This window comes from Streptomyces sp. DvalAA-14 (assembly GCF_900091855.1).
In the GTDB taxonomy this organism is placed as follows: domain Bacteria; phylum Actinomycetota; class Actinomycetes; order Streptomycetales; family Streptomycetaceae; genus Actinacidiphila.
The window spans coordinates 1-20,993 of record NZ_FMCH01000383.1 but is presented as its reverse complement, the minus strand read 5'-3'; the positions used below and the strand labels follow the sequence as shown (position 1 = coordinate 20,993).

Below are 20,993 nucleotides of genomic sequence, written 5' to 3'. Positions count from 1 at the left end.
CCGGCGAGCAGGCGACCGCCAGCAGGGCCGCGGCGCCGTACAGGGCCAGCCGGACCCAGCACCCCCAGCGCCACAGGGTCCGGGCGGTGTGGATCGCCGTCTCGAACACCACGTCGGCGTTGTGGCCGGCCGGCCGCGCGTGAGCCGGCGGCCGGCGATCCGGATGCCCATGATCCGGACGCCGACCACGCGCCTTCCCCCAGCCCCATTCCATGAACCGCGCCTCCCGGACCGCACGGTGGTGCCCGCGCTACCACGATGACGCAACCGGAGCCCGGCCCGGTGACGAAATCTCCTACGGTCGCGGGCGGGTGGGGCGTTGCTGCCGGTGGCGGTGGCCGTTCCGCCGGCGCGCGCCGAGGGGGTGAACCTTCGGGCACATGTTCTCGTGGGAACGGGGGCAAGCCCCGCCCTAGAGTTGACGCCGTCCGCCACCTGTGGAGGCGGTCGCCCGCAGTTCACGGCTCGGTACGCGTCGAGGGGGGCCACTGATGGCCAGTGCGTTTCAGGAGCGGAAGTTCCAGGGGATGTTCGCGGCGTTCGACGCGGACGACGACGGCTACCTGCGCGAGGACGACTTCACCGCGCTCGTCGCCCGCTGGAGCCGGCTGCCCGGCGTGGGCCCGGGGACGCAGCTGCGGGCGCGGGTGGAGACGCTGCTGATGGGGTGGTGGGCGGCGCTGCTGGAGGCCGGGGACGCCAATGGGGACGGCACGGTCGACATGAGCGAGCTGCTCTCCCTGGTCGAGCGGCTGCCGGCCATGGTCCCGGAGGTCACCGCGACCGCGCACACCGTCTTCGACGCCGTGGACACCGACGGCGACGGCCGTATCTCGCCCGACGAGCACCGGCGGCTCGTCGAGACCTGGAACGGGCGGCCCACGGATCTGACGGGCGTGTTCGAACTCCTCGACCTGAACGGCGACGGCTACCTCGGCCGCGAGGAATTCGCCCTGCTGTGGCGCCAGTTCTGGATCAGCGACAATCCGGTCGAGCCGGGCAACCGGCTCTGCGGCCGGTTGCCCGGCTGACCGGCTGACCGGCTGACCGGGTTGCCCCGTCGGCGGCCCGCCGGGTGCGCGGGCCGCGGCTGCCGACCGGCTCAGTCGTTCTGCGGGAAGCCCAGGTTGATGCCGCCGTGGCTCGGGTCGAGCCAGCGGGAGGTGACGACCTTGCCGCGGGTGAAGAAGTGCACGCCCTCGGTTCCGTGGGCGTGGCTGTCGCCGAAGAGGCTGTTCTTCCAGCCGCCGAAGGAGAAGTACGACACCGGCACGGGGATCGGCACGTTGATGCCGATCATGCCGACCTCCACCTCGTGCTGGAAGCGCCGGGCGGCGCCGCCGTCGTTGGTGAAGACGGCGGTGCCGTTGCCGTAGGGGTTGGCGTTGATGAGGTCCACCCCCTCGGTGTAGGACGCCACGCGGACCACCGACAGCACCGGGCCGAAGATCTCGTCGGTGTAGATCGACATGTCCGGGCGGACATGGTCGAAGAGGGTCGGCGCCAGGAAGAAGCCGCCGTTGCCGTCGGCGTCGAACTCCCCCTTCCTGCCGTCGACGACGGCCGTGGCCCCGGCCGTGGTCCCGGCGTCGATGTAGGAGGCGACCTTGTCGCGGTGCTGCCGGCTGACGAGGGGTCCCATGTCGGCGTCGCGGGTGCCGTCCCCGACGCGCAGCCGGCCCATCCGCTCGGTGATCCTGGCGATGAGCTCGTCGGCGATCGGCTCGACGGCGACGAGCACCGAGATCGCCATGCAGCGCTCGCCGGCGGAGCCGAAGCCGGCGTTGACGGCCGCGTCGGCGGCGAGGTCGAGGTCGGCGTCGGGCAGGACCAGCAGGTGGTTCTTGGCCCCGCCGAGCGCCTGGACCCGCTTGCCGTGCGCGGTGCCCGTCTCGTAGACGTACCTGGCGACGGGCGTCGATCCGACGAACGACACCGCCTTCACGTCGTCGTGGGTGAGCAGCGCGTCCACGGCCTCCTTGTCGCCGTTGACGACCTGCAGCACACCGTCCGGCAGGCCGGCCTCCTTCCACAGGGCGGCGACGGCGAGCGCGGCGCTGGGGTCCTTCTCGCTCGGCTTGAGCACCACGGCGTTGCCGCACGCGATGGCGATGGGGACGAACCACATCGGCACCATCGCCGGGAAGTTGAAGGGCGAGACGACCGCGACGACGCCGAGGCTCTGCCGGATCGAGTAGACGTCGACCGCGGTGGAGGCGTTCTCGGTGAAACCGCCCTTGAGCAGGTGCGGGATTCCGCAGGCGAACTCGGCCACCTCGAGACCGCGGGTGACCTCCCCGACCGCGTCGGACAGCACCTTGCCGTGCTCGGCCGTGATGAGGGCGCCGATCTCCTCCTTGCGGGCGTTGAGCAGTTCGCGGAAGGCGAAGAGCACCTGGGTCCGCTTGGCGAGGGACATGCCGCGCCACTTCAGCCAGGCCGCCTTGGCCGAGGTGACGGCGTCGCCGACCAGTTCGGCCGAGGCGAGGTCGACCACCCCGCTCTGCTCCCCGGTGGCGGGGTTGAAGACCGGGCCGGTGCGCGCCGCCGTCCCCTCCCACGGACGGCCGTCGATGAGGTGGGTGATGCGCTGCGGCTCATTCACGGCCGGCTCCTTCTTCTGGGGTGGGGGCGGCTTCGTCCGGGGCCGGCGGCGGGGTCGGAGCCGGGACCGGCGTCGGGGAGAGCAGCGGCCGCTGTGTTTCCTTGTGCCGGGCGTAGGTCTCGTGCGCGACCCGCGTCGAGTCGAGGGTGGAGGCGGCGCTGACCGGGACGTCCCACCAGCTCTCGCTGTCGGGCGCGGACACCAGCGGGTCGGTCTCCACATGGATGACGACGGGGCCGCCGTCGGCCGGCCATGCCTTCGCCTCGGCGATCGCGGCCACGAGTCCGGCGCGCGAGCGCACCTCGATCACATGGGCGCCCAGGCTGCGGGCGTTGGCGGCGAGGTCGGTCGGCAGCGGGGGCCCGTCGAGGCGGCCGTCGGCGGAGCGGTAGCGGTACTGCGTGCCGAACCGCTGCGAGCCGAGCGACTCCGACAGCGAGCCGATGGAGTGGAATCCGTTGTTCTGCACGAGGACGACGACGAGCTTGACCCGCTCCTGGACCGCGGTGGCCAGTTCGGTGGGCATCATGAGGTAGCCGCCGTCGCCGACCATCGCGAAGGCGTCCCGGGTGGGGTCGGCGAGCCGGACGCCGATCGCGGCCGGGATCTCGTAGCCCATGCAGGAGTAGCCGTATTCGACGTGGTAGGCCTTGCGGTCCCGCACCCGCCACAGCTTGTGCAGGTCGCCGGGCATCGATCCCGCCGCGCAGAGCACCACGTCGCGCGGGTCGGTGTGCTCGTTGACGCAGCCCAGGACGGTGGCCTGGGTGAGGACGCCCTCCGCGAGGCGGCCGGTGACCGAGGCGTCCGGGTGGTAGGCGGCCTCGACCGCCGCGTCCCAGGCCGCCCACAGGCCGGCCTGCCGCTCCTCGTGGGCGGCCGGCACGCGGTGGCCCGCGACGGCCGCGGTGAGGGCGGTCAGCGCCTCCCGGGCGTCGGCGACGACGGACAGCCCGGCGTGCTTGCCCGCGTCGAAGGCGGCGATGTTGATGTTCACGAACCGCACGCCGGGGTGCTGGAAGGCGGTGCGGGAGGCGGTGGTGAAGTCGGTCCACCGGGTGCCGACGCCGATGACCAGATCGGCGTCCCGGGCCAGCGCGTTGGCGGCGGTGGTGCCGGTGGAGCCGATCGCGCCCATCAGCCGCGGGTGGGCGTGCGGCAGCGATCCCTTGCCGGCCTGGGTCTCCCCCACCGGGATGCCCGTCGCTTCGGCGAACGCGCGCAGGGCCGGCTCGGCGCCGGAGTAGTGGATGCCGCCGCCGGCGACGATCATCGGCCGCCGGGCGGCCCGGACGGCGTCGGCGGCGTCGGCGACGCGCGCGGTCTCGGCCGGCGGGCGGGCGATGTGCCAGGTGCGCGGCGCGAACAACTCGACCGGCCAGTCGTGCGCTTCGGCCTGGACGTCCTGCGGCAGGGCGATCGTCACCGCGCCGGTGTCGACCGGGTCGGTGAGCACCCGCATCGCGCCGAGCAGCGCCGAGGGCAGCTGCTCGGGCCTGGAGATCCGGTCGAAGAAACGGGACAGCGGGCGGAAGGCGTCGTTGACGCTGATGTCGGCGGCGTACGGCTGCTCCAGTTCCTGCAGCACGGGGGCGCTGACCCGGGTCGCGAAGGTGTCGGACGGCAGCAGCAGCACCGGGATGCGGTTGATCGTCGCCAGTGCGGCGCCGGTCAGCATGTTCGTCGAGCCCGGCCCCACCGAGGCGGTGCAGGCCCACGCCTCGAGGCGGTCCTGCTGCCGGGCGTAGGCGACCGAGGTGTGCACCATGGCCTGCTCGTTGCGGGCCAGCACATAGGGCAGGCGCGGGCCGGCGGCGTCCTGTTCCATCTGGAGCAGGGCCTGGCCCAGGCCCGCGACGTTCCCGTGGCCGAAGATCCCGAAGACGCCGGCGAAGAACCGGCGGCGCTCCCCGTCCCGCTGCGACCACTGGGCGGCGAGGAACCGCGTCGTCGCCTGGGCCACCGTCAGCCGCACCGTCGCGGTCCGCTGCGTGCTCATACCGTCTCTCCCGGAACTGGGGGTGCCACTGGACCTGCCAGCGGAAGCCGGCCGTCGAACGGCTGGTCCCGCCAGGTGTCGCGGACCCACGCGTGGGCGGGGTCGTCGCAGATGAGCCAGGCCCGCTCGGTGCCCGGGCCCGCCATGACATTGAGGTAGTACAGGTGGGCGTCGGGCGCGGCGATCGACGGTCCGTGCCAGCCGTGCGGTACGAGCACGACGTCGCCGGTGCGCACCTCGGCGAGCACGTCGATCGGGCGGTCGGCGCCGGCGGCGTAGACGCGCTGGTAGCCGACCGGGTCGGTGCCGCGGGAGTCGGTTGCCTGCGTCTCGAAGTAGTAGATCTCCTCCAGGGCGCTCTCCTGGCCGCCGCGTTCGACGTCGTGCTTGTGGGGCGGCCACGAACTCCAGTTGCCGGCCGGGGTGATGACCTCGCAGGCGATGATCGCGTCGGCGTCGAGCACCTCGGGGGTGCCGAAGTTGCGCACCTCGCGCGAGGCGGTGCCCGCGCCGCGGCGCTCGACGGGTACCTGCGCGGCGGCCAGGTGGCGGAACGGGCGTCCGCCGGCCGCGCGGGACCCGTCCGCGGTGAGGGCGCCGGCCAGCGCGACCCGGGCCGGGGCCCCCGCCGCCCGTACGGTGATCCACGAGCCGGCCGGCACGTAGGCGACATCGGTGGGCCCGGCGAAGACGCCGGGCCGGCCGGTGAGGGCGGCCTCGTGGGTGGTCCCGTCCGCGGTCACGGCGGTGACGTGCACCGGGCCGGACAGCGGCACGACGACGAACTCCCAGTCGCCGCCGGCCAGGGCGCGGGAGTCCGATCCGTCCAGGGCGGCCACGCGCAGGCTGGTGTGGTGCCAGTCCCGGCGGGCGTCGGTGACGGCGAGGTCCCATCCGTCGCGGCCGGCCGAACCGCGCGGCAGGACCCACCGGGCGTGGTCGTTCACCGGCTGCTCCCGTGGGTGAGTTCGGCCGCGATGTCGACGGCCGCGGCGACGTCGCCGTCGGGCGGGTAGAGCAGGGCGCGCCCGACCACGAGCCCGCGTACCTGCGGCAGGCGCAGCGCGGACCCCCAGGCGGCGTAGGTGTCGCGGGGATCGCCCTGGGGGTCGCCGCCGAGCAGCAGGGTGGGCAGCGTGGTCGCGTCCAGCACCCGGTCCAGTTCGTCGACCACCGGCAGCTTGAGCCAGGTGTAGGCGCTGGTGGCGCCGAGGCCACTGGCTATGTGGATGGACTTGATGACGCTGTCCGGGTCGAGCAGGTTGCGTGAGCGGCCGTCCTCGCGGACCGACAAGAAGGGCTCGATCATCGCCATCAGGCCGTGCTCGGCGAGGCCGGTCACCGCGCTCGCCGTCGCTTCGAGGGTGGCCGCCGTGCCGGCCTCGCCGAGGCAGATCCGGGTCAGGGTCTTGCCGCCGTCGAGTCCCTGCGCGGCGATGGCCTGCGGGGTGTAGGCGGTGAACCGGTCGTCGAACTCGAAGACCGCGCCCTGGAGTCCGCCGCGGTTCATCGAACCGATGACGACCTTGTCCTCCAGCGCCCCCATCAGGAGCAGGTCGTCGAGCAGGTCGGGGGTGCTGAGCACGCCGTCCACGCCGGGCCGGGACAGCGCGGTGGCGAGCCGGTCCAGCAGATCGGGACGGCTGGCCATCGCGCCGCCGTCGCCCCGGACGCCCAGGGCGCCGCGGGCCGGGTGGTCGGCGGCCACGATGAGCAGCCGGCCGTCCTGCCCGACGAGCGGCCGCCGGGAGCGCTTGTGCCACGACCGTCCGATGCGTTCGGGCTCGCGGGCCCGGATCTCGGTCAGTTGTGCGGCGTCCATCATGCCGTCCTTTCGGAAGTGCCCGCCCGGGCGGCGAGGGCGGCCTCGACCTCGGCGGTCGTGGGCATCGCGGTGGAGCATTCGAGACGGGAGGCCACGATGGCGCCCGCGACGTTGGCGAACTCGATCACGCGCCGCAACTCCCAGCCGCTGAGCAGGCCGTGGACCAGCGCGCCGCCGAAGGCGTCCCCGGCGCCGAGGCCGTTGACGACCTCGACGGGAAACGGCGCCACTTCGACGCGTTCGTGGCGGGTGGCGGCGAGGACGCCCTTGGGGCCCTGCTTGACGACGGCCAGTTCCAGGCCGCGCTCCAGCAGGGCGTCGGCGGCGCGCTGCGGATCGCTCTCGCCGACGGCCACCTCGCATTCCTCGCGGTTGCCGACGGCGACGGTGACGTGCTCCAGGGCCCGGCGGACCTGCTCCCCGGCCTCTTCGGGGCCGGCCCAGAACATCGGCCGGTAGTCGAGGTCCAGCACCGTGCGGCCGCGGCGGCCGCGGGCCTGCCAGGCGGCGAAGTGGGCCGACCGGCTCGGCTCGGCGGACAGCCCGGTGACGGTCGCCCAGAACACGGCGGTGTCGCGGATGTCGTCCAGCGGCAGTTCGCCGGGGTCGATCAGCAGATCGGGCGCGGCGCCGTAGCGGTAGAAGTAGAGCGGGAAGTGGTCGGGGGGGAAGACTTCGCAGAAGGTCACCGGGGTGGGCGGTCCGTCCGGGTCGGTGATCGCGGTGACGTGCACCGGGTCGACGCCGAGCCGCTCGGCCTCCAGCTGGACGTAGTGGCCGAAGGGGTCGTTGCCGACGCGGGTGATCAGGGCGGCGCGCCGGCCGTGCCGGGCCGCGGCGACGGCGACGTTCGTCGCGCTGCCGCCGAGGAACTTCTGGAACGTCCGTACGTCCTCCAGGCCGACACCGTGCTCGAGCGGGTAGAGGTCGACGCCGGTCCGTCCGATGGTGACGAGGTCGTGGGCCATCGCTCAGTCCCCCGCCGGGCCGGGCGCGTCCCCCGGGGCGCCGGCCAGCGCCAGCAGGTAGGCGACGCAGGCGCGTACGTCGTCCAGCGGGTCGGCCCCGCCGTCCTGGCCGGGCGCGGCGTGCAGGACGGTGTCCTGCTCCAGCACGTACCAGCCGGCGTATCCGCTGTCCTCCAGCAGGCGGACGATGCCGGCGATGTCGACGTCGCCGGCGCCGAGCGGGGCGTACATCCCGTCGGCGACGGCCGCGGTGTAGGTGGTGGCCCCGGCGCGCACCTGCTGGGCGAGGCCGAGGCGTACGTCCTTGAGGTGGACGTGGGCGATGCGGTGGGGCCAGCCGGCCGCGACCGCGACCGGGTCGCCGCCGCCGATGAGCAGGTGTCCGGTGTCGAGGCACAGGCCGATGCCGGAGCCCTCCAGTACGCGCTGGGTCTCCTCGCCGGACTCGATCATGGTGCCGACGTGCGGGTGGAGGGTGGCGGTGAGGCCGGCCGCGGCGGCCGCGGCGGCGATCCGGTCGAGGTTGCTGAGCAGGCGGGCCCAGCCCGCCTCGTCCAGGGCCGGGCGCGCGTCGTAGCCGTCGGTTCCGGTGGCGGCGGCGATGACGACGGTGCCGGCGTCGGCGGCCAGCAGGCCGGTCATCGCCGACTCGACCTCGGGCAGCGGGTCGTGGCCGGGGTCGTGCAGGACGACGGGCACGAACTGGCCGACCGCGCGCAGGCCGTAGGAGGCGAGGGTGGCCGCCTTGTCGGCGGGGGCGTCCGGCAGGAAGCCCTCCGGGCCGAACTCGGTCGCGCTCAGGCCGGCCTCCCGCATCTGCCGCAGGACCAGTTCGGGCGGCAGTTGGTGCCCCCAGCCGGGCACCTCGCACACGCCCCACGAGATCGGCGCGCCGGCGATCCGCCGGGCCAGGGGGGCGGTCATGAGCGGGCTCCCTTCGCCTTGCCGCATTCGGTGGCGCCGGCCAACCTGATCCGCATACCGAGCCCTTCTTGTCACGTGGTGCGGTTGTCGCGTGCGGGGCCGGGTGCCCGGCGCGCGTGTATCGACCCTGCCCTCCGCAGCGACAGCATGTCAATACTTTGTCCTGACATTCTGACTTCTGTACGGCCAGTGCGGCCGGTGCGGCCGGTGCGACCGGGGCGACCGGGGCGGCCGGTGCGGCCGGTCAGTGCGCGGCGACCGTCATCGCGAACGAGTACCGCGAGGCCCGGTACACGTGCGAGCCGTACTCGACCGGCCGCCCCGACCCGTCGTGCGCGGTGCGGACCATGGTCAACAGGGGTGCGCCGCGGGTCTCGTCGAGGAGCTTGGCCTCGGCGGCGGTGGCCCGGCGGGCGCCGATGGTCTGCTCGGCGGTGCTCAGGGCCATGCCGGAGCGGCGCAGCAACTGGTACAGCCCGGCCCCGCACAGCGCCGCCCGGGTCAACTCGACGAGATCCGCCGGCAGGTGGTTGTGCATGATCGCGATCGGCTCGTCGTCGGCGAACCGAAGGCGCTGTATCGCCACCACGTCGGAGCCCTCCGCCACCCGGAGCGCGGCGGCGATCCCACTGTCGGCGGACTTGGTCTCGATGGACAGCACCTCGGTGGTCGGGTGGCGCCGGTCGCGCTCCAAGTCCTCATAAAGACTGGTGAATTCGAGCTGGCGCCGGATGCGGTTGGTGACCACCTGGGTGCCGACGCCGCGTTTGCGGGCCAGCAGTCCCTTGTCGACCAGGTGCTGCATGGCCTGGCGCATCGTCGGGCGGGACAGCCCGAACTGATCGGCCATCGCGACCTCGTTGCTCAGCCGGGTGCCCGGCGGCAGCACCCCGGTCTCGATGAGGTTCTGCAACTGCTGGGCGAACTGGAAGTACAACGGCACCGGACTGCTGCGGTCGATGCTGATCTGCTGCGCGAGCGACTCCATGTCCACCCCTCCTGGAGACTCCTGCCGACGGACGCCAGTATGACTCATTGCACACTAAGCTCTGTACGTCCATATGTCATAACAAACTCTTGCCTTGTCACCGGTCGAAGAGTAGAAATCAGGTGGGCGTTCCCGGCCCCCCGCACGAAAGGCACCCGCACATGCGTATCGGACTCATCGGCACAGGCCGTATCGGCGCGTTGCACGCCGCCACCCTCGCCGAGCTGCCGGCCGTGACCGGAATCGTGCTGCACGACGCCGACGAACGCTCGGCCCGCGGCGTGGCGGAGCAGCTCAAGGCGGAGTACGCGGGCGACCTGGACGGGCTGCTCGGCGCCGGGATCGACGGCGTCGTCGTCGCGGCGCCCACGACCTTCCATGCCGAGCTCATCCTCGCCGCCCAGCGGGCCGGGCTGCCCACGTTCTGCGAGAAGCCGGTGGCCGGCACCCTGGAGGAGACCGACGCGGTGCTCGCCGCCCTGGAAGAGGCGCCCGTCGCGCTGCAGATAGGCTTCCAGCGCCGTTTCGACGCCGGGTACCAGGCGGTGCGCGAGGCGATCACCGACGGCCGGCTCGGCTGGACGCACACCCTGCGGGCCTGCACGGCCGACCCGACCCCGCCCCACCCCGGCTACATCCCGGTGTCGGGCGGCATCTTCCGCGACTGCTCCGTGCACGACTACGACATCGTCCGCTGGGTCACCGGCCGCGAGATCACCGAGGTCTACGCCACCGGCGCCAACCGCGGCGAGGACTTCTTCGCCGCCGCCGACGACGTGGACACCGCCGTCACCCTGCTGACCCTGGACGACGGCACCCTGGCCAGCTGCACCGCCACCCGCTACAACGGGGCCGGCTACGACGTACGGCTGGAGGCCTGCGGCTCGAAGGGCACGCTGGCGGCCGGGCTGACCGACCAGGCCCCGCTGACCTCGGCCGAGGGCGCCCCCTGGCCGGCCGGCACGCCGTACGGCGGCTTCATCGACCGCTTCCAGGACGCCTACCGGGCCGAACTCACCGCGTTCACCGAGGTGGTGGCCGGCACGCGGCCCAGCCCCTGCACCGGGCAGGACGCCCGCGCCGCTCTCGCCGTCGCCGAGGCCGCCACCCGTTCGCGCAAGGAGGGCCGCCCGATCCGGCTCGCGCAGCCGGCCTGACCGGCGCGGGCGGCACGCGGCACCGGACTGCCTGTCCGGTGCCGCGTGCCGCGCCGAGGCGCGGCCGCCCGTGCCGCACCATCGGTCAGCCCGCCGCCAGCCGGAGCCGGATCGTGCGCGATTCGGGCCGCAGCGCGAACTGCGGCCACACGTCCGGCCCGCAGGCCCGCGAGCCGAGCCCGTGCTGGGCGGCGTCCACGATCAGGTGACTCGTCGTCGACTCCGGCAGCTCGAAGGGGTGGCCGGCCCGGGCGATCTGCTGCGGGGTGTGGCGGCTGAGACTGAACCCGGGGCGGCGTCCGCGCGCGTCCGGCAATGCCGTCACCCGCATCACCTCGCTCCCGCCGCTGGTCAGCGCCAACTGCCGCAGCCGGGAGCGGTGTCCGGTCTCCTGCGGGCGCGCGTACGCGACGGACAGGTCGCGGACGGAGGCGGCGAACCGGCCGGTGCGGGCCGCCCGCATGCTGTCCGGATAGGACTCCAGCGGGCCGAGGCCGAACCAGTCGGCGCCGTCGACCGGCGCCGCGCCGTCCGGCAGTTCGAACCGTATCCCGATGCGCGGCCACACGGTGGGCCAGCCGCTCGACGGCTCGGTCTCCACCCGCAGTTCGAGCTCGTCGCCCTCCAGCGACCAGACGCACTCCACGGTCACCCACAGCGCGGAGTTCGCCGCCGAGACCTTGTCGACCGTGCGCAGGGCGTCCGCGGTGCGCTGCGTGCCGAGGCGGCGGGCGGTCAGCCGGTCGAGGCCGTCGCGGCGCCACAGCGCGGCGTTGGAGACCCCGGCGATGCTCGCGTCGCTCTCCTCGACCTCGCGGGAGGCGCCTTCGTCGTTGTCGGTGGGGGCCCGGAACAGCTCCAGCCAGGGGCCGGCCACCGGGCGGCCGGCCAGGCGCGCCAGGCGGCCGCCGCTGAACTCGGCGGCGCCGAGGGTCAGATCGCCGTCGCTCGGCCGCCAACCGGTCCGCAGCCGGACCGCGGGCGTGGGGCGGGGCGCCGAACGGTCCAGCTGGGCGGTGGCGACCACGTGCCCGTCGCCCGCCCAGGCGGTGTCCGCCGCCAGGACCGCCTCGACGGTGAGCCAGGTCTCCGCGTCCCCGGCGACCGGGACCGGCGGCAGCGGCACCCGCGCCGACCCGCCGGCCGCGACCACGGGGACCGCCAGGTCGCCGTCACCCACGGGCGTCCCGTCGTGCTCGACCCGCCAGCGGAAGCGCAGGTCCGAGGTGTCGGCGGAGTGCCGAAGGTTGGTGATCGCCACCTCGTCGCCGTCGAAGGTGAAGCGGACCGGCTGCACGACCGCCTTGAACTCGTACAGGCTCGGCGTCGGGACGTCGTCGCTGAGCAGCATGCCGTCCATCACGAAGTTGCCGTCGTGCACGACCTCGCCGAAGTCGCCGCCGTACGCGTAGTACGGCGTGCCGTCCGGGGTTCTCGTCGCGATCCCGTGGTCGCGCCATTCCCACACGAAGCCGCCGTGCAGCCGCGGATGTTCGTGCGCCAGCGCCTCGTACTGGTCGAGCGCGCCGGGGCCGTTGCCCATCGCGTGGGCGTACTCGCACAGCAGGAACGGCTTGGTGCGCTGCCGGGCGCCCTGGGCGGGCGTGCAGTTGAGCAGCGGCGCGCGGGAGCCGTCGGTGCCGATCTGCTCGGTCTCCAGCACCGAGGAGTACATGCGCGAGTAGACGTCGGTGTAGGCGCCGGTGTGGTCGCCCTCGTAGTGCACGGGCCGTCCGGTGTCGCGGGCGTGCACCCACGCCGACATCGCGGCGAGGTTGCCGCCGGTGCCGGCCTCGTTGCCGAGCGACCAGATCACGATGCTGGGGTGGTTCTTGTCCCGCTCGACCGTGCGCCGGATGCGGTCGAGGTACGCCTCGCGCCAGGCCGGGTCGTCGCTCGGGTTGCCGGCCCAGCCGACCTTGTCGAAGCCGTGCGTCTCCAGGTCGCATTCGAGCACGACCCACAGGCCGAGTTCGTCGGCGAGGTCGAGCAGCCGGGGGTGCGGCGGGTAGTGGCTGGTGCGGATCGCGTTGACGTTGAAGCGCTTCATCCGGGCCAGGTCCTCGCGGGCGTGGCGCTCGTCGAAGACGCGGCCGCGCTCGGGGTGGGCCTCGTGGCGGTTCATCCCGTGGAAGACGACGCGGCGGCCGTTGACCAGGAAGCGGTCGCCGCGGATCTCCACGCTGCGGAAACCGACCCGCAGGGCGACGCGCTCGGCGGCCGACGACACGGTGGCGTCGTACAGGCGGGGACGCTCGGCCGACCAGGGCTCCACCGCGCCGACCTCGAACGGTGCCACGTCGGCCGCGCTCGCCCAGACCCGCTCGATGCCCAGTTCCGGCAGGCTGAGGGTGACCGGGAAGGCCGCCGGGCCGGCGGTCACCTCCGGCTCGATCCGGCCCCGGCCGTCGTCGAAGCCGGTCCGCAGCCAGACGTCCTCGATGCCGCCGGCCGGCCGGGCGATCAAGGTGACGTCACGGAAGATGCCCGGCAGCCACCACTGGTCCTGGTCCTCGACATAGCTGGCCGCCGACCACTGGTGCACGCGCACCGCGACGACGTTGTCGCCGGGGCGCAGCGACGAGGTCACGTCGAATTCGTGGGCGAGCCGGCTGCCGCTGGCGGCGCCGATCTCGTCGCCGTTCACCCACACCCGGAACAGCGACTCGACGCCGTCGAAGCGGAGCACCATGTGCTCGGCGGCCGACCAGGACGCGGGCAGTTCGACGTGCCGGCGGTAGTCGCCGGTGGGGTTCTCGTCCGGCACGTGCGGCGGATCGATCGGGAACGGGTACTGCACGTTGGTGTAGATCGGCCGGCCGTGGGCGCCGTCCCCCTGGAGCACCCAGTGGGACGGCACCGGGATGCTGTCCCAGCCGCCGTCGTCGAAGCCTTCGGCCGCGAAGTCCTCGGCCGCCGAGGCGGTGGGCGACAGCCGGAACCGCCAGGGTCCGTTCAAGGTGAGGGAGGGGGCGTCGGAGTGCAGCCACGAGCGCGCGGCACGCAGCGCGCCGCGCCCCGGCGCGGGGTCCGAGACGTACGAGGAATCGGGAGAGGGCACGGGGTCACAACTCTTTCTCGATAGGAGCGGGATCAGCGCGTTCACCGGCCTCGGCCTACCGGACCACGACCGTGCGGATCTCCCACGGGCCGAGGGCGAGTTCGAGTCCGCCCGCGGCCGGGGCGGCGGACAGCGGCCGGCCGAGGAGGTCGACCGTGGTGGCCTCGGTGAACGGCCCGGTCACGCGCGCGGTCGCGCCGGTGTCGCTCATCGCGACCAGCCGCACCTCGGTGCCGGCCGCGCCGTCCTCGGCGGTGACCCGGCGGACCGTCGACACGAAGATGTCCGCGCCGTCGACCCGCACGCCTTCGGTGTCGGGGGGCAGCTGCCCGCCCGCGGGGGCGGCGCCGCGGGCGACCAGCACGTCGTTGCGGAAGAGTTCGGCGAGCGCGACCGCGTCCGCCCGCTGCCAGCCCGCCGCCGAGGGCAGGACGGCGAACCGGTTCTCGACGCGCATGCCGAGGTCCTGGGCGCCCGGTGCGGGGATCTCGGTCGCGGCCGGTTCGTCGCGCAGCGGGTGGATGTTGACGCTGATCGAGCCGATCGCGCGCAGCAGGGTGATCGCCAGTTCCGAGCCGCCGCCGACCAGTTCGTATTCGGTGGCGTGGTCGAGCAGGACGGTCGCGGCGCCGGCCGACACGAACGAGCTCGCGGGGAAGGTCGGGATCGGGTATTCGCCCCAGCCGCCCTCGGCGGTCAGTCCGCGGCGGGTGACGGCGAACTGCCCGGCGGAGGCGGACTCGCTGACCGGCTCGGGCAGCGGTACGTGGAAGCGCAGCCGGTGGTCGGCGGACCGGTTCAGGAACGAGGTGGCGACCCGCACGAACGGCTCGCCCGCCCGCAGTTCGACCAGCGTCTCCACCGGGGTCGGCACGGTCTCGGCGCCGCGCAGGTCGCGGTCGGCGCCCAGTGCGGCGGGCCAGGGGTAGACGCGGGTGATCCGGGTCCTGGACCGCAGCGGGCCCTGCTCCAGGATGTCGACGGTGACCTCGGCCGGTTCGGACACCAGCAGGTCGTGGGCCGGCGGGCCGTAGTTGTAGCTGTCGCCGCGGTCGCCGCCGTCCACCAGGCGGCCGACGCCGCGCAGCACGGTGCCGTCGGCGCCGGTGATGTCCACGGTGCCGTCGGCGGCGATCGCGACCACGACCAGGCCGTTGGCCAGCGTGCGGCCGGTCGCCGTCGCCGGGGCGGCCGAGGCCGGCCGCGCGGTGGTCGGGCCGGCGGCTTCGACCCGGAAGCTCGCGAGCCCGCCGGCGGGGACCCGCACCGGCACCAGCGCGGTGGCGCGGGCCTCCTCCAAGGTCAGCACCCGCCACTGCCCCGGGTGCGCGGCGGCCGCCTCGGCGACCTTCCCGCGCAGGATCAGCAGGTCGAACGGGCCGCTGGCGGGCACCTCGGCGAGGTGGAAGACCAGCGATCCCGGGGTGAGTTCGTAGTGGTCGATGAGCCGGCCGAACAGCTCACGGCGGTGGATCCGGCGCAGCACCCGTTCGAGCTGCGCGCCGTCCATCATCTCGTCGCTGAGTACGGTGGGGGCCTGGGGAGATCAGCTGCACGGGGTGCGTCGAACCGTCGGCGGCGGTCGCGACCAGGGCGCCCCCCTCCGGCGGCGCGACGACGTCCACCTCGACGGCCGCCGTGCGGGCGAACGGCAGCGGGTTGGCCACCAGGTGGCCGTCGCCCGGCACCAGCGCGGCGACCTCGGCCAGGGCCGCGTCCCGTACCGCGCGCGCGGTCTGCGCGGCCTCGGCGAGCCGTGCGTCGACCTGGTCGCAGGTCTCGTCGGTGCCGGAGCCGACGACCGAGTCGTGCGCGGTCGACTCGATGATCTTGTGCCAGGCGACCGAGAGGAACGGCGAGTCGTCGCGCCGCGACCACAGGGCGTTGGCCCGCTCGGCGTGGTCGACGGTGCGCTCGGCGACGGCCATCCGCTGCTTGAGCCCGAGCCGTACCGAGAGCACACCCGGCAGGATGTTGCCGCGCACATGGCTGCGGAGCTCGCCGGTGACGACGGCGGAGACCTCGTCGCGCACGTGCTCGCGGATGTACTCGTCGAGCGTGGCGACGGTGATCGCGCGCTCGTCGCTCGACGCGCGCCGCAGCCACTGGGTGAGCCGGGCGTCGGGCGCGTTGTGGTCGGTGCCGGCCATCGCCAGTACGGGGTCGCCGCCCCACCGGTCGGCCGTCATCCGCGCGTACTCGCCGAGCGCCCGGCCGATCCGGTCGGGTACCAGCAGGACGTCGAGGCCGTTGTCGTAGCCGTCGAAGAGGAACTCGGTGCGGACCTCGGAGCCGTCGGGGGCGCGCCAGCGGAAGGCGTGGCCCTCGACGGATCCGGGCACACCGCGCCACAGTGCCGCGTGCTCGAAGCCGGCCCGGGCCAGGATTTGCGGCATCTGCGCGACATGGCCGAACATGTCCGGCAGGTACCCGACGGGCATCGGGCCGCCGAGCTCCGCCGCCGCCTCCCATCCCATGCGCAGGTTGCGCACGATGGTCTCCCCGGAGCACAAGAACTCGTCCAGCAGGATGAGCCAGGGTCCGATGGCGAGCTGCCCGCCGGCCACCAGGGCCGCGATCCGGTCCCGGCTGCCCGGCCGCATCTCCAGGTAGTCCTCGATCGCGGCCATCTGCCCGTCGACGGTGAACCGGAAGTCCGGGTTCGCCTCGGCCGTCTCCAGCACGGTGTCGAGGGCGGCGACGAGCCGGTGCCGGAACACCTGGAACGGCTCGTACCACTCCCGGTCCCAGTGGAAATGGGGTACGAAGACCGCGGAGTCGGCGGAGTCGGCGGATGTGCGCATGGGTCAGCGACCTTCTGTCGGCGGGTGGCGTAGGAGGCGGGCGAGCGGTGGCCGGGCGGGGCTACGGAACTACGGGGCTACGGCGTCACTTCAGCGCGCCGGAGGCGAGCCCGGTGCGCCAGAACCGCTGCAGCAGGATGAACACGACGATCACCGGCACGATCGAGACCAGCGAGCCGGTGATCACCGATTCCTGCAGGAGCGGGGCGCGGGCGGTCTGCCCGTTCCACTCGTAGAGGCCGAGCGTGACCGGGAAGAGCGACTCCTTCTGCAGCATCACCATGGGCAGGAAGAAGTTGTTCCAGATGGCGACGAACTGGAAGAGGAAGATGGTCACCAGCGACGGCGCCATCAGCCGCGACGACACCGAGAAGAAGGTACGGAACTCGCCGGCGCCGTCCAGCCGGGCCGACTCCAAGATCTCCTCGGGAACGGCGGCGGCGGCGAAGATCCGGGCCAGGTAGACGCCGAACGGGCTGACGATGCTCGGCAGGAACACCGCGAAGTAGGTGTTGACGATCCCGGTCGCCGAGAACAGCAGGAACAGCGGGAGCGCGAGCGCGGTGGTCGGCACCAGGACGCCGCCGAGGACGACGGAGAAGAGGAACTCCCGGCCCCGGAACCTGAACTTGGCCAGCGCGTAGCCGCACAGCCCCGAGATCAAGGTGCCCACGGCCGCGCCCAGCACCGCGTAGATCACGCTGTTCAGGGCCCACTTCAGGAAGATGCCGTCGCTGCGGGTGAACAGGGTGTGCAGATTGCTGAACAGGTTGAAGTGCGAGAACGCCAGCCCGTTGGTGGAGGCGAGGTCGCCCTGCGGTTTGGTCGCCGCCACGATCAGGAAGTAGATCGGCAGCACGAAGTAGATCGTCAGCAGCAGCATCAGCGCCATGACCGCCGTCCGGCTGGCCCGGCTCTCACGTATGGCGGGCTTGCCGCTCGCCGTCCCTTTGCTCACAGTCCCGCCCTCTTCGAGGTCAGTCGCATGAACCCGAAGCTCAAGACGAAGGTGATGAGAGCGATGACCACGGAGATCGCCGCCGCCTGCTGGTAGTTGTTCCCGGACGCCACCGCGTACGCGAGCATGTTCGGGGTGAAGGTGCTGGAGATGTTCGAGGAGATCTGGCGCAGCACGGCCGGCTCGGCGTAGAGCTGGAGGGTGCCGATGATGGAGAACACCGTGGTGAGCACGATCGACGGGTAGATGATCGGGACCTTGATCTGCCACGCGATCGTCCAGTTGCTCGCCCCGTCGAGCTTGGCGGCCTCGTAGAGCTCCTGCGGGATCGACTGCAGCGCCGAGTACATGATCAGCATGTTGTAGCCGGTCCACAGCCAGGTGGAGATGTTGGCCGCCGACCACAGCACGGCGCCCGGCCCGAGGAAGTCGGGGTGCAGCCCGACGCCCTTGAGCACTTCGACGACCGGGCTGAGCTGCGGCGAGTACAGGTACGACCACATGATCGCGGCGATGACGCCGGGTACGGCGTAGGGCATGAACGCCGTGATGCGGAAGAAGGACTTGATCTTCAGTAGCGGGGTGTCGAGCAGCAGCGCCATGATCAGGGCGACGAAGAGCATGACCGGCACCTGCACGACGCCGAACAGCCCGATCCGCCCGATGCTGGACCAGAACTCGGAGTTGTGGAACACCTGCCCGTACTGCTCGAAGCCGCCGAAGGTCGTGTAGGACGTGCCGTACTGGCCGCCGCTGCGGCGCACGACCCGGAAGCTCTGCCAGATCGCGTAGCCGACCGGCACCAGGTAGAACAGCACGAAGGGCAGGAAGAACGGCGTGATGAACGCGATGATGGTGCCCGCCCGGGGCCCGCCGCCGCCCGGACGGCGGCGGGAGCCCCGGGGTACCGCCACCACACGCGCCGCGCGGGTTTCGGTCTGTGTCGTCATGCTGCGGTCACTTGCCGGCCTGGGCCGGGATCGCAAGGTCCTTCATCGACTTCAGCGCGCTGGCCTGGGCGGCCTTGAGCGCGTCGTCGAGGGTGCCGTGGCCGGCCGCCGCCTTGGCCATCGCGTCCTGGAGGCTCAGGTTCACCGTCTTCTGGGTGGGCCCCCAGGCGAAGTCGGTGTCGATGTTCTTGGACGACTCGGCGAAGACGTCGAAGATCTTCTCGTTGTTGTAGTACGGCACGCCCTGCGTGAGCGACGGCAGCCGGGTGCCGGCGGTGGCCGCCGAGTACAGGCCGCCGAGCTTGTTCTCCAGGGCCAGGGCCTGCGGGTCGGTGTTCAGCCAGGTGTTGAACTTGACCGACTCGTACAGGTGCTTGCTGCCCTTCATGAACGCGACGGTGGATCCGCCCCAGTCACCGGAGGCGGCGCTGGTGCCCCACGTCGGCATCGGCACGATCGACCACTTGCCGGCCTGGCTGGGCAGGTTGTCGCGGAACATGCTGTAGCCCCAGGCCGCGCCGACGTAGCTGGCTATCTGGTTCTTCTGGTACGCCGCGTACATCTGGGTCGAGCCGTTGGCCAGGTCGGTGCGGACGAGCTTGGCGTCGATCAGCTTCTGCCAGTAGTCGGCGACCTGCTTGCTCTGGTCGGACTCGACGCTGACGTGCCACTTGCCGCCGGAGTACGAGTACATCTGGGCGCTGTTCTGCCACAGCAGGCCGTTGAACCACTCGGCGTTGTTCGGGTCGAAGAACGTCATGTCGAGGCTGGGGTCGGCGGCGTGCAGCTTCTGCGCGTCGGTCGCGTACTCGTCCCAGGTCTTCGGGATCGCCAGGCCGTGCTGCTGGAAGATGTCACTGCGCACGTAGAGGGCCATCGGGCCGGTGTCCTGCGGGAAGGCGAACACGCCGGTGCCGCCGAAGCTGGCCTGCGACCACGTCCACGGTACGAACTTCGACTGGGCGGCGGTGGCCGCCGAGCAGGCCGAGGCGTCCACGAAGGCGTTCTGGGTACGCAGGTTGGGCAGCTCGTCGTAACCGACCTGGGCCAGGTCCGGCGCCTTGCCCGCCTTGAGGGCGTTGCTGATGGTGCCGTACTGGTCGTTGGAGATGTTCTTCGTCTGGACCTGGATGTCCGGGTTCTGCTTGTTCCACAGAGCGACGACCTTGTCCATGTCCGGAACGGTGTTCCAGTACTGGAGGGTGACCTTGCCCTTCGCGGGCTCGCAGGAGGCAGCGGCGGAGCTGCTCGAATGGTCGGACGACGAACACCCGGCGAGCAACACGATGCTTGCTGCCGCGGCGACGGCGGCAAGGCGGACGCGCGAGGCGGTGTTTCTCATGGTTTCCTTCCAGAGCGTCCAGCTCCAGTGCTGGACGGGTCGACGTTGACACCTCAAGGCAGGGATGCCTTCTGGTTGGAATGCGCTTGCGTGGGCACCGACGCGACGGTGTCGGAACAAGCGCCCAACGTCGTAGCGGGAGTGGCACATCCCGTTCCCGTGAGCGCTCCCGGGAGCGTTCCCGTGAACGTTCACGGAAGCCGTGAATTTTTCGGAAGTTTGCGCTCTCGGGCGGTCGAATGTCAAGACATACGGGTCAATCCCGAGTCCGGCAGGTTACGCGGAGCCGCCCGGCCGCAACTCGGCCCGGACGACCAGATCATCGGCTCCCAGCGGATCAACGCCGGTCAGGAGCCGTCCGACCTGTTCGATGGCGAGCGCACCGAGCCGTCGCGTGTCCAGCGCGACACTGGTGAGCGGGGGTTCGACCAGCGCGCCGAGTTGCAGCCCGTCGAAGCCGATCACCGCCAGATCGCGCGGTACGCTCCGGCCGATCCGGCGCGCCTCGCGCAGGGCGCCGATCGCGACGATGTCGTTGAACGTGAAGACCGCGGTGACCTCCGGATGGGCAGCCAGCAGGGCCGTCAGGCCGGCGCCGCCGCCGTCGGCCGACTGGGCCGCGCCGACCACCAGGCCGGGGTCGATGCCGTGCGCCGTCGCGGCGGCGGTGAACCAGTCCCGCCGCACGCTCGGCTCGGCGCGGCCGTCGTGGTCGAGCATGCCGATCCGGGTGTGGCCGCCGGCGACCAGGTGCGCGACGGCGGCGTGGACGCCGGCCTCGCCGTCGATGCGGATCGAACTGAAGCGTGCCATGCGGTGCTCGCGGCCGATGAGCACGATCGGCATGCCGCGGGTGAACCGGTCGAGCTCGTCCTCGGAGCAGCTGAAGTAGCCGACGACCGCGTCCACCTGCGTGCCTATCACCTGGAGGGTGCCGATCTCCTCCGCGGCCCGGTCGGCGGTGTCGTATACGACCACGTGCCAGCCGCGGGCCCGCGCCGCCTCCAGGGCGGACGCGGCGACCTCGGTGAAAAACGGGTTGAGCAGGTCCGGGATCACCAGCCCGATGGTGGTGGTGTCCTGCCGGACCAGGCCGCGGGCGAACCGGCTCGGGCGGTAGCCGAGTTCGAGGGCGGCGTCCAGCACGCGCTGCTTGGTGGAGCCCTCGATGTCGTCCTTGCCGTTCAGCGCTCGCGAGACGGTCTGCCGGGACACCCCGGCGGACCGGGCGACATCATGGATCGTGATCCTCCGGGGTTCCGAGCCCGCCGACAGCACCATCGCGCACCTCCCACTGCTCACGGGCCCGGTGTGCCCGCAGGGCCCGAGTATGCCCGACGCGCCGCTGGACCCGCCGGGGCGAGGGCGGCGGCGCGGACCGGGCGGTGGCGTCCGGCTGCGGCGCGGCGGCC

The 20,993-nt window shown here is 72.5% G+C and carries 16 protein-coding genes; 2 read left to right on the top strand and 14 right to left on the bottom strand.

Annotated features, from left to right (window positions below; all coding sequences use genetic code 11):
- Positions 1–491 precede the first annotated feature (491 nt).
- A complete protein-coding gene (locus GA0115240_RS19850) occupies positions 492–1,031 on the top strand; it encodes an EF-hand domain-containing protein (RefSeq protein ID WP_093738089.1) in 540 nt (179 codons plus the stop codon).
- A 71-nt stretch (positions 1,032–1,102) separates the two neighbouring features.
- Here GA0115240_RS19850 and GA0115240_RS19845 read toward each other — a convergent pair whose 3' ends face one another.
- From GA0115240_RS19845 to GA0115240_RS19815, 7 genes are all read right to left on the bottom strand, one after another.
- On the bottom strand, positions 1,103–2,605 hold the full coding sequence (locus GA0115240_RS19845) for a CoA-acylating methylmalonate-semialdehyde dehydrogenase (protein WP_093738087.1): 1,503 nt from the start codon (positions 2,603–2,605) through the stop codon (positions 1,103–1,105).
- Entirely contained in the window at positions 2,598–4,604 is a 2,007-nt protein-coding gene (gene iolD, locus GA0115240_RS19840; protein WP_093738085.1) for a 3D-(3,5/4)-trihydroxycyclohexane-1,2-dione acylhydrolase (decyclizing), read from the bottom strand. The genes GA0115240_RS19845 and iolD overlap by 8 nt, the downstream gene beginning before the upstream one ends.
- A complete protein-coding gene (gene iolB, locus GA0115240_RS19835) occupies positions 4,601–5,551 on the bottom strand; it encodes a 5-deoxy-glucuronate isomerase (RefSeq protein WP_093738083.1) in 951 nt (316 codons plus the stop codon). Before iolB ends, iolD begins: the two co-directional genes overlap by 4 nt.
- The gene (locus GA0115240_RS19830) at positions 5,548–6,426 is read right to left on the bottom strand and encodes a Cgl0159 family (beta/alpha)8-fold protein (protein ID WP_093738081.1); all 879 of its coding nucleotides are present in this window, start codon (positions 6,424–6,426) and stop codon (positions 5,548–5,550) included. The genes iolB and GA0115240_RS19830 overlap by 4 nt, the downstream gene beginning before the upstream one ends.
- Complete coding sequence (iolC, locus tag GA0115240_RS19825; protein ID WP_093738080.1) at positions 6,426–7,397, bottom strand: 5-dehydro-2-deoxygluconokinase; 972 nt, start codon at positions 7,395–7,397, stop codon at positions 6,426–6,428. Before iolC ends, GA0115240_RS19830 begins: the two co-directional genes overlap by 1 nt.
- Positions 7,398–7,400: 3 nt before the next feature.
- On the bottom strand, positions 7,401–8,321 hold the full coding sequence (locus GA0115240_RS19820; RefSeq protein ID WP_093738078.1) for a TIM barrel protein: 921 nt from the start codon (positions 8,319–8,321) through the stop codon (positions 7,401–7,403).
- 244 nt (positions 8,322–8,565) lie between these two features.
- Complete coding sequence (locus GA0115240_RS19815; RefSeq protein WP_093738076.1) at positions 8,566–9,309, bottom strand: GntR family transcriptional regulator; 744 nt, start codon at positions 9,307–9,309, stop codon at positions 8,566–8,568.
- A 161-nt stretch (positions 9,310–9,470) separates the two neighbouring features.
- On the opposite strand from GA0115240_RS19815, the gene GA0115240_RS19810 reads away from it, so the two are divergent.
- Positions 9,471–10,466: a Gfo/Idh/MocA family protein gene (locus GA0115240_RS19810; protein WP_093738074.1), complete on the top strand. Its 996-nt coding sequence runs from the start codon at positions 9,471–9,473 to the stop codon at positions 10,464–10,466.
- A gap of 85 nt (positions 10,467–10,551) precedes the next feature.
- On the opposite strand, the gene GA0115240_RS19805 is transcribed toward GA0115240_RS19810, so the two are convergent.
- The 7 genes from GA0115240_RS19805 to GA0115240_RS19780 all read right to left on the bottom strand — a co-directional run bounded on the left by GA0115240_RS19805 (position 10,552) and on the right by GA0115240_RS19780 (position 20,862).
- Positions 10,552–13,527 (bottom strand): glycoside hydrolase family 2 TIM barrel-domain containing protein, encoded by a 2,976-nt coding sequence (locus GA0115240_RS19805; RefSeq protein WP_093738072.1) that lies wholly within the window; start codon positions 13,525–13,527, stop codon positions 10,552–10,554.
- A gap of 55 nt (positions 13,528–13,582) precedes the next feature.
- On the bottom strand, positions 13,583–15,040 hold the full coding sequence (locus GA0115240_RS38375) for a glycosyl hydrolase-related protein (RefSeq protein WP_237555036.1): 1,458 nt from the start codon (positions 15,038–15,040) through the stop codon (positions 13,583–13,585).
- On the bottom strand, positions 14,988–16,331 hold the full coding sequence (locus tag GA0115240_RS38370; protein WP_237555035.1) for a glycoside hydrolase family 38 N-terminal domain-containing protein: 1,344 nt from the start codon (positions 16,329–16,331) through the stop codon (positions 14,988–14,990). Before GA0115240_RS38370 ends, GA0115240_RS38375 begins: the two co-directional genes overlap by 53 nt.
- Positions 16,332–16,416: 85 nt before the next feature.
- Complete coding sequence (locus tag GA0115240_RS19795) at positions 16,417–17,223, bottom strand: carbohydrate ABC transporter permease (protein ID WP_093738070.1); 807 nt, start codon at positions 17,221–17,223, stop codon at positions 16,417–16,419.
- A 62-nt stretch (positions 17,224–17,285) separates the two neighbouring features.
- Positions 17,286–18,239, bottom strand: a complete 954-nt coding sequence (locus GA0115240_RS19790; protein ID WP_093738068.1) for a carbohydrate ABC transporter permease — start codon at positions 18,237–18,239, stop codon at positions 17,286–17,288.
- A gap of 7 nt (positions 18,240–18,246) precedes the next feature.
- Complete coding sequence (locus GA0115240_RS19785; RefSeq protein WP_093738066.1) at positions 18,247–19,581, bottom strand: ABC transporter substrate-binding protein; 1,335 nt, start codon at positions 19,579–19,581, stop codon at positions 18,247–18,249.
- A gap of 276 nt (positions 19,582–19,857) precedes the next feature.
- Positions 19,858–20,862, bottom strand: coding sequence for a LacI family DNA-binding transcriptional regulator (locus GA0115240_RS19780; RefSeq protein ID WP_093738064.1), 1,005 nt, complete (start codon positions 20,860–20,862; stop codon positions 19,858–19,860).
- Between the last annotated feature and the right edge of the window lie 131 nt (positions 20,863–20,993).